The organism is Mycetohabitans sp. B3 (genome assembly GCF_021498065.1).
Taxonomy (GTDB): Bacteria; Pseudomonadota; Gammaproteobacteria; order Burkholderiales; family Burkholderiaceae; genus Mycetohabitans.
Genome location: NZ_JAHLKN010000041.1, coordinates 1 through 9,471 on the forward strand (window position 1 = coordinate 1; position 9,471 = coordinate 9,471).

6 protein-coding genes and 3 pseudogenes are annotated in these 9,471 nt (G+C 56.6%); 1 reads left to right on the forward strand and 8 read right to left on the reverse strand.

Features of this window, described 5'->3' with window-relative positions; genetic code table 11:
- Positions 1-126: 126 nt before the first annotated feature.
- Positions 127-591: a hypothetical protein gene (locus KQH55_RS14430; RefSeq protein ID WP_235091487.1), complete on the forward strand. Its 465-nt coding sequence runs from the start codon at positions 127-129 to the stop codon at positions 589-591.
- Between the two features lie 501 nt (positions 592-1,092).
- Here the strand turns inward: KQH55_RS14430 and KQH55_RS14435 are convergent.
- The 8 genes and pseudogenes from KQH55_RS14435 to KQH55_RS14470 all read right to left on the reverse strand — a co-directional run.
- Positions 1,093-1,263: pseudogene (locus tag KQH55_RS14435) on the reverse strand (transposase); the annotation flags it as partial.
- Positions 1,264-1,405: 142 nt separating this feature from the next.
- A pseudogene (locus KQH55_RS14440) lies at positions 1,406-1,804 on the reverse strand (transposase); the annotation flags it as partial.
- A 243-nt stretch (positions 1,805-2,047) separates the two neighbouring features.
- A complete protein-coding gene (locus tag KQH55_RS14445; protein ID WP_235091488.1) occupies positions 2,048-3,568 on the reverse strand; it encodes a tryptophan 7-halogenase in 1,521 nt (506 codons plus the stop codon).
- Positions 3,565-5,022 carry a radical SAM/SPASM domain-containing protein gene (locus KQH55_RS14450; RefSeq protein WP_235091489.1) on the reverse strand — a complete coding sequence of 486 codons (1,458 nt, stop codon included), beginning with the start codon at positions 5,020-5,022 and terminating at the stop codon, positions 3,565-3,567. The genes KQH55_RS14445 and KQH55_RS14450 overlap by 4 nt, the downstream gene beginning before the upstream one ends.
- Positions 5,012-5,884, reverse strand: coding sequence for a hypothetical protein (locus tag KQH55_RS14455; protein WP_235091490.1), 873 nt, complete (start codon positions 5,882-5,884; stop codon positions 5,012-5,014). The genes KQH55_RS14450 and KQH55_RS14455 overlap by 11 nt, the downstream gene beginning before the upstream one ends.
- A complete protein-coding gene (locus tag KQH55_RS14460) occupies positions 5,874-7,310 on the reverse strand; it encodes a hypothetical protein (RefSeq protein ID WP_235091491.1) in 1,437 nt (478 codons plus the stop codon). The genes KQH55_RS14455 and KQH55_RS14460 overlap by 11 nt, the downstream gene beginning before the upstream one ends.
- 9 nt (positions 7,311-7,319) lie before the next feature.
- Complete coding sequence (locus KQH55_RS14465) at positions 7,320-8,789, reverse strand: ferritin-like protein (protein WP_235091492.1); 1,470 nt, start codon at positions 8,787-8,789, stop codon at positions 7,320-7,322.
- 426 nt (positions 8,790-9,215) lie between these two features.
- Positions 9,216-9,471: pseudogene (locus tag KQH55_RS14470) on the reverse strand (hypothetical protein); the annotation flags it as partial.

Sequence of the window (9,471 nt, forward strand, 5' to 3'; positions counted from 1 at the left end):
TACGCATGATAGCCTCCGTTGCGTTCGCCTTGATTCACTTAAGCTTACAACTTAAGCTTTGGTTAGTCTCGCGCTACATAGGATCTAAATAATGTTTGGCTACACAAAGCTAGTAGCGCGATGCCCATGAAGGGCATCAATGAGAAGCTAAAAAATTCCTTGAATTGGGTAAAAATAACCAATAGCTTTTTTCAAAAGACTAGCGCTGTGTCAGATAAAGATCGCGACGCTTTGCAGACTAGAGTAAACAATCTGCTTGGGCAGCTCAGTCGTGCGAAAAGCGCCATTAATAGATCGCGCCTCGATATTATCGTAAACGGAAATCTAAATAGTAATGAAAATCGAGTCGAGCTGGATCATAGATTAAGAAAAGCCTTCGGTGAGGTTATTTCGGAAATTAATTTGTCAAAAGAAAGAATTCATAAAACCGCGCAAGCAAACCCTTACCAAAGAAATGGTTCTCTGCCTAAAACAGGGCTATCAAAAAATCAGTATGTTGATTTAATGAAGAAGCTTGACGTTGTTGAGTCGGATATTAAATTAAAGCTAAAAACAACCAAAAGGATAATCGACGATTTGTCTAAGTCATAATGCGCTTGTGCAATGCCGTGGATTATTAATAGGCGAGACGGATGGTTAGGCTGCGTCAGCCTAACCATCCGTCTCGCCAAGATTGACGTTATCTCATTGCCGACGCAGCCGTGCCTTGATCCAATCGACGATGGGCCGACGACGGCGCTCGCTATCTGCGTGGCCAGCCGTCTGGCGTTGACTCGGAACTTCCCACCATGTCACCGGTGACGGGTCAGGGTCAAGGTTAAGTAGCGGAAAGGGATTCAATTCGGCCCGTTTATCGCGGATGCGAGCCTGTATGGGTAAAAACAGCGGTTCGTGTCGGCCGCGGGACATCGACTCGGTCGAGAGGTGATGGTAGGCGGTTAGGCCCTATGCGCTCAATCGATGATAGTCGACCTCAAAATGATGAATCATCTTGTCTTGCTAATCTCGGGAAGCAGGTCAATGTCGTGAAGGAGAACAGATTACATTCGCGTTGAAGCAAGCAGAGCTGGACACACCAGTGGCTGAGGTGTGCCGCAAGATGGGCATCAGCGACACGTCCATGCCGCCGTACTTCGAGCGCCACTTGTAGAACGTCGCCGTGCTAATGCCCAGCTCTCGGCACAGATCCAGTACCGCCAGCCCTGCCTCCACGCGCTTGAGCGCCTCCATGATCTGGCTGTCCGTGAATCTCGACTTCTTCATTGCGTAGAACTCCCTTAACAAAAAAATTCTACTTCTGATTTCATCGGTTTTTTGGGAGGGGGGATTACCTCACCACTTCGACATGCTAACGCACAGGAGATCGCCCCGCGTAAGACATGTGGTTTACTGCGCGCTCACCGACCACCGGTGCGCGCTCCTGTGCGTTGGCCGGCGAAATGTGCACCGCCTGCAGTAGGCCCAGCGTGTCCACAGCCATATAAACTTTGCTGCCTCGCTTGCGCTTATGACCGGCGTAGCCCGCACGCGGACCATTCTCGCACGTAGGGTGTGTCCCTCCAGGATAACCACGCTGGGCTGACCCCTGACGCTGTTGCGCCACGCGCAGCACCGAACGCAAATCGTGGACCATCGCTTCAAAGCAACCCGCGTTCAGCTAACGCTGCGTTTGCTGGTAGACCCGTTCCTACGGCGGAAAGTTGGTCGGGAGCATACACCACGATGCACCAACCCGCGCCATCCAGTGCAGTGCGTTTAACATTTCTTGCAGTTCATTTCGATGCTGCAGTGCGTCTTCGTTCATTAAAATTAGATATTGTTGCTACCGGCCTCCAAATGACTAAAGTTGGCTGTTACTCGTTCCCGGCAGTTGATAATTCAAGCTCTATTTTGTGGCTGGGCTTTTTGCTGCAAGACGAGGGTAACGTCGCAGCATGGCCAAATGACTTTGCCCCTGACGCCAGCAAATCGAGGCAATCAGCTCGGGATGACTCGCGACTTGGCCGATCTGATTGGCGTGTCCTTTTGCCGAATTCTAAGATTAACCCTATAAGGTTGGATGGGCCTTCGCGTCGAAGGCGCTTGATTCGATTATTCGCTGCCTCCACAGCCACTCCAGAAGCTGTTGTGCTTTTTCTGTTTTCATTGATTTGCCGAGAAACGCAACCAGCTCAAAAGGATGCGTCGCCCTTGTCAACATCTCAAGGAGTGGAAAAAGCGCCACGCCATTCCAAAACGCGACTGGGCGATCGAGACTTGGATGCTGCAAGGCGGGCTGAGCGGTGACACGGTCGCCTTTCGCACAGGGGATCACGACAATGTCTGTATTCCGAGTGAACTGAATCGGCCTGTGCAAGGGAAACTGAGGTACAGGCACATTCGGCTGCCGCGGAATCGACGAAAAATGCGCCAATTCGGCTTTCAGCGCACGCGTCATGATGTCCACGCGTGCTGCAGCCTCGTTACTGGACGAAGCCGTCGCAACCGTATCAGAAGTCAACGCTGGCATCGAGCGCTGGCGCCAGAAATGCGATTCACTACACCATGTTTGACGATAGTATCCAGTGCTCCATGCGAGGTGACGCGCAGCGCCTTCGACCAAACGCGATTCGTAAAAGCGCTGTGCCAATTCTCGTTCCGAGGCATTGCTCGCCCGGCACCACGTGTTCAGAGCAATCGCGGCCTGGAGGGAGAATCGCATGGCTTTTTCGACACCCGAAGACGAAATCGGGTCGAGCGCGAACGCAGCATCTCCGAGCTTGACTCGCCCAGCCTGCCAGGAGAGCACATCGACGTAGGGCGTCGATACGCACATCCGTGGCGAGGCGCACCATGGTAAGCTGGCCATGTCTTGAAACAACGCGCTCCGTGAGCAGGCGTTGCGCAAAAGAAACTCTGGTCCGCGCTCGCGTGTGTATGGATCGAACGTAAACATGACACGGTAACGGCCGCCCGGCAATGCAGCACCCCACATCCATCCGTCATCGAGCGCCTCCACGCGAGTGGCGAAATCAGCTCGCGGAGCCAGCGTTTCCAGCTCGATTTCGGCCCATACTGTGGACAGCCTAGGCGCATGCAAGCTTTGTGGTACACGCCGGTTCTGCCGGCCCTGGGCTTCGAGCAGCACGTGTGCCTCTGCGTGCCACAACCTGCCGGATGTCGCTATTTGCGCATGCCAGGCACCGGGCTCTCCGTCGATTTGCCCGAGGCTCGCCGGTCGCAAGACTTCCACACCGCGCGCCTGGGCTAAACGCAGAAGAGCTTCATCAAACGCGGCACGCTCCACGACGGCGCCGTCGTGCGCAACCGTCTCGATCGTTTTGCTCGTCCAGCGCACGTGCGTGGGCTTACCGGCGAGGATGGGGACGGTCTCGAGTGCATCGTTCGCGTCGAGGTAATCGATGATGTTCCTGACACCCGGTGTAAGTGCCTCCCCTATTTGCGGACGAGGCCATGACTGGCTTCTTTCAACGAGCAGCACACGATGTCCGAGATGGTTCAAGCGAAGCGCCGAGCACAGACCGGCAGGACCGGCGCCGATCACGAGCATGTCGAACTTGCGATTCACACCGTTCCTGTGCCGCTCGACGACGTGCCCGGCGGATTGGCAAACCAAGTAGGCGCATAGCGCGCCAGCCTGCCGTGTGCACCGATTACATAGTGCAGCCAGCCGCGGATATAATCGCAGGCGCTGCGTCCGCGCGCAAGGACTTCATGGTGACATCCGCCGCCACAGAGGTAACGCGCCCAACATGCGTTGCAAGGCCACTGCCTATGCACGTGACGCTCGGCAAGCCAAATCGTCTGACGTACATGATCGACACCCGTAGAGAGATGGCCCATGGCGCCGGCCTCATCGCCTACGAAGCGGTGGCAAGCTGCCAGCTCGCCAGCGGCGGATACGCCGAAATATCCCGCACCCGCACCGCACGGATAAGGCCGATGCGTGCCGCGCTGGATTTCGCGCAGCGCGTTCTGCATGTTCAGGAAAGGATAGCGCTCGCCGTGCATGACTTTCTGCTCGAACGCGAGTCCACACGCGATCATCTCTTGCAGCATGTTTGCCATGTCGTCGGGCTCCATTTCTGCGCGGCCGTTCGAAGCACGCAGCAGCGGCGAAAATCCAACGCTATGGAACCCCATGCCGATGAAGGTGTCGAGCGTGCTCGGCAAATCGAGATTGAAGGGCGTGACGGTCACGCGAGCCGAGACCTGCATGTGGCGCTGACGGGCAAGCAGGGGGGCCAAGCGCTCGACGATGGCGTCGAAGGAGCCCTTGCCGCCCTTGAACGGACGCAACCGATTGTGTACGGGCGCAGGGCCATCGAGGCTGACGGTGACGGCAAAACCGTGTTCCTCGAAAAAATCCGCGTCGTCTTCCTGCAGAAGCGAGCCGTTCGTGGTGACCGAGAAATAGCAGCGTACGCCGCGCGAGCTTGCGCGCTCACGCGCATAAGTGGTCGCCGCACGCAGCACCGCACGGTTGGCGAGTGGTTCCCCCCCCATGAACGCCAGATTAATCTTGCCGCCTTCGTTCACTTGTTCGACCAGTAAATCGACTGCTGCGAGCGCTGTCGCGAGCGGCATGTTCTGCGCCTTGCCGCCGAATTCTCCCTGCTGAGCGTAGCAATAGGTACAGCCGAGATTGCATTTCTGCGCGACAGCAAGTGACAACGCGTGCACCGGTGCTTCGGTCAAAGGCACGTCGTCAATCGCGGGCATCATATCAAGTCCACAGTGTGCGACCAGCGCGGCGACAGCCCCTGCGTCCATCTCTTCGAGTGCCGTTCGAAACGCGTCATGCAAATCGCGCGGTACATGAAATAGGCGGCTTCCGTTGACGAGCAGCAGTTGCGCTCCCTCCGCATCTTCGACTACATGAATCTCGGGATGCCGGGGGCGCGACGCGTCGGCGATGCGTGCGGTCATCGCCGACGCCAGAGGCGCAAGCTGTAGCCCTGCGTCCTTGATCGACGTCGGCCGGGCCGCCACGAACGATTCACCAATGGCGTCAGGTTTCATTGGCATCCTTGCCGCGTATCACGAACTGAAGATCCTCCTGCCAGGATCTGAACAGATCGTCGTAGGACCACAGCCGCGAGTCGACGCGATTATCCGGCACGTACGTGCCGGTGCGACGCTTGGACAGCCACATGTCGCCGCGCGCCAGCCCGTCGTCGCCAGGCTCGACGTTGATGAAGTCGGGGCGCGACGCGGCCCAGTAGTAGCACGCGCATTCGCGATAATCGTTCTGCCAGGGCGCACAAAGGCCTTGCGTCAATTCGCCTGGTTGGAGCATCTGGGGATTGAAGCTGGCCGTCTCGCCATCGAAAAAGCGCCTCAGGATGAGCGTCTCCTTCAAGGTCTTTGTTTTATTGGGAACGTATAACACCTCGTCGATGGCGTTTGGGTAATCCGTGAATTCACATTCGACTGGCTGCCCCTGTAAGTGAACGATACGGGCGATGGAGTTGGACCATTCCATAAACGACACCGCATTGGGATTGGATGCGCTGGCAAGCGTGATGGGATCTCCGCCCGGAAGAACCGGTCCGCTCGTGGCAACCATCGTAGTAACCATCGGACCGCCATTCGGATCGCCAAAGCGCAGCAGGCGACGCGTTTTAAGATGCTCGTAGCATGAATCCGCATCGATCACGTAATTGTTGTTCTCGACCAGTGTGATGCCTTCGAATGCGCGTCGCCAGAGGTTGCGGAAATCGAACTCCAGACCGGGAAAGCAATTCGAAATCGCGCTGCGCGGCAGAACCGAAGCTGGGTTGCCCACACCGCGGTGGTGAATCTGCGCGGTCAGATTTTCGGCACGGATCTCACGGATTTGCCTGTCGTGCTGTTGCAGGCTATTCGAATCATTAGTCGACATACTTATCTTCCTTCGGATCAGGTTGTCCAAACATCGCGTCGCGTGCCGCTTTGATCACGAGGTTGATGTGGCGGCGCGTGAGCGTCAGGCTGCGGCCATCCGCGCCGCGCATCAAGGCCGGCATCTTGCGCAATCCCTCCGCTGTCAGATCACCGATCTCCTCGGGCTGGCGCAAGACCTTGGCGAACCATGGTGCGCCGCCGGCCAGCAATGTGCTGAACACGCGCTCGTGCAGCGCGCGCAGCGCGAGATTGTCGACAATTGATTCGGCAGCAATCGGCTCGTAATAGCGCTCGAAGTCGGCGGTGTTCTGCCTCACCATGGTGCTTGCGACGTTGAATTGCCCGTTGACCGGATTACCGTTCATAACGGCCGTGTTCATCAGGCGTATCATTTCCAGCGCGCGCAAGACGATCTTCGTGGCTTCATCGATCGATACTTCTTCCTCGTCAACATTGTGACCGTAAAGAATCTGCTCCATCTCGTCGGAGACCACGCGCACCGGCAGCGTATCAGGCGCATAGGCCGGCGGCCCGGCACCAATATAGCCGTGCGCATGCAACTCACAGCCGTCCTTCTTCATTAACACGACTTGAACGTAGCCATCGCATTCGTCGTCGACATAGCCCCAGCTAACCTGATCTCCATTTTTGCCGGCATATCCGGCGAAAATCTGCGCGGGGTTGGTCGGCGCAGGATGATCCTGCGTAGGGCCGCCCGCTTCCCTGAAGCCGAGCCACTTGCCGGGCTTTTCATCGTAAAGCAGGAGATCGTCGCGATCGATGACGGGGTCGTCGCTCAGCTCTGTTTCGTTTTCGTTGTCCGAAATACGACGTTTCATGCGCGTACCGTACACGATGCCGGCTGCAGGTGTATAGCGCAGGCGGATTTCAGGGAACAGTTCTGTCGGCTTGATGAATTGGATGTAGCCGAGCGGAAGGTGCCGTCCAGAGCGGAAGTTTCTGCACTGGCCTTTCATCGCGTGCCGCTTATGGTCCCTGAGGTTGGTTAGTTCGGCGTAGATCTTGTCGTTCGGGTCGTTGGTGCGTCGGTATATCTTGATATTGCCGAGACAGATATTCCAATGTAAGGCGTTGACGTCCAGTTGTTCCTTCTTAAGTAACTCGAGTGTGAGCGGCTGCAGCCTATCTGGCTCCTCCTGCGTGCGTGCAAAAACCTCGAGGAAAGGCGCAACCGGCCGCACCTTCTTATCCTCATCCTTGAAACGAATCTTGTCAGGTACGTAGGACCGCACAATTTCACCGCTCTCGTGATTCACTTCCAGCGTTGTGCACGGCACAATGCGGCGATAATCGAGCGGGTTGTTGGGATTGACATCAAGCTTGAACGCTTCTAGCGGCGTCGCCGCGGCGCCTAGCCTTCCGACCGCAATGGGCGGCAGAATTCGAAGTTCCAGTATCGGCATGTTTGGCTCCTAGAGTAACGCCAGGTCGACTTTGCCAGACAGGATGCGCCTGGCGATGGCGGTTATATTCTTGTCGGCTTCGCGCAAACTGTGCAAATACGGATGGTGTACGGCATCGGTTTGGGCTAGCAAGTTCGTCACCAAGTTTTCCGATGCCGCTAGTAGATCGAGGTGCCCGCGCCACCGGTTCGCCTCACCAAACGGACTGTTGAGCGTATAGGGCACCTGGAATGGCGGCCCCGCAAGCGGTGCGCCCGACGCCGTCGACACGGGCAACTGCATTAGGATCTCAGAGAGCGCACGCAGGTTGTACATTTCCCCGAACGCGGCATTGATGATCGACCCGCGCGGCGTGAACTGTCCTGCTGCCCTGAGCTCACCGTAAAGCGTGAAACTGTGGATCAGGTATTGCAACAGCATGCGATAACGCAAGTTAAACAACGACGCCCACAACGCCGTCACCGGCTCGGTGATGGCCGTCGTCGGTGTGCCACCCTGCTCCGGCTCGAGGTCGGTATTGAGTGAGACGTAGGGGTTAACTGCGACAGACCGTGAAGGCTGCCAAGCGGCGTGCGCGCCCGACGACGCTGTTCTTGTGTCGTGTAGCGTAACCGCCACTTTCGGATAGGCGTCCTTCCAGGTTTGTTCAAGAAAGTCGCCGGGACGTGCGGCATTCCAAACATCTTGGCCGTGCAGTTGGCCTTCGAGGGCGGCGCGCATTTCCACATAGATCCGCAAAAAGCGAACGAAATGTGAGGGATTCGTGCCGTGCGGAGCCTCCCCTTGCTTGGCAATCGCCTTCAGTGCGTTCACCGCGTCGTCGCGCGAAGTCGCGGGCATCACAAGCACGTCCGGCGTGCCTCCCAGCGACCGCCGGTCGCTGCTGCCGCGCTGCCCCCCGTGGTAGCCACGGCCCCACTCAGCGAAATCCGCCTGGCAGCGGTAAGTGTCGGCCTGAAAGACTTCATCGGGTAGGGAATTGACGAGCGGAATCAGCGTATTGAACAGTTCCCCGACATGATGGGGACAAGGTGCCTGCGCATCGACGCGTCTGCGGATTTCCTCCCCCAGTGCACCGCCGTCCCAGTTGACTGGTGCTTCCGCGTAGACGTATTTCGCGAGCGAATTCAGCGTCAGCGGTTCAAGCATGAAAGGAAAAGGATAGAACGGCGTGTCCCAAGGATAATCGTTGCGCTCGAAATGTAAAGGCGAGCCGATCAGGCGCAGCACGTTTTGCACCGTGATCAAATGTCCCATCTCCTCCTTGGCAATGCCGAGGATAGTTTCTTGCCAATTGCGAACCGCGTCGTGAAATTTGGGCGGCACCTGCGGGCCGCCCAAGGAGTAGCCTGCATATAGATACTGCACCATCAGGCAGTGCTCGATTTCCGCGTCGATGGACAACAAATAAGTGACGTAGTCGCGCGCAGAAAATTCAAGCGCGAGTAGATGCTCGATAGAACCGCCCTCGGTAGTCAAGCCACTTGGCGCCAGTTTTACTAATGATTGACCGCCAAGTGCTAGATGCCGCCAAAGTCTGAAAGATTGCATTGCCGCTCCTTATTGCCAACGTCGGGAAAAGAGGGTCGTGCGAAACTACAGGAAATGGTCGGTATTAGGGGAGGGGATCTTTGTTGCATCCCCTGTTGGCTGCTTTGTAACACACGCTGTCAGAGGACGCAACTAAATTGGCTTAGTTATGGTTAACTAATTTTGGACAGTCAAATAGTTTTTTCTCCGCAGATTTGGCCTCGAAAACGGCGGGCGACCGATAGTCCCAATGTTGAGAGCACCGCACGTAGTTGTAGAAGCCGATGAGGCGACCCAAGAACGCATCCAAAGGCTTTCGGGGTTTATCTCCAGCTAACGACGGCAACGCTGCCTCAGCGCGTGTCAACATAGGACTTAGCGTTGAGTCGTAACATAAGTGTCCGGATCGGTCGCGAAGCTGGTAATCACGGCCTCCTGCTTTTTCGCCATTGAGGACGAACCGAGGAAGAATTCCTTTGCGCCCAAGACCATCGCGATCAGTACGCCCTCAATATTGCCGAGTACGATAAAAGCAGGCTTCTGAACCTCTATGTGAAAGAACAACAAACAGAAGTGCGCGCCAATCACCAGAAATAGGGCGCCTGTGTATAGATAGGCGAGGTTACGCGGG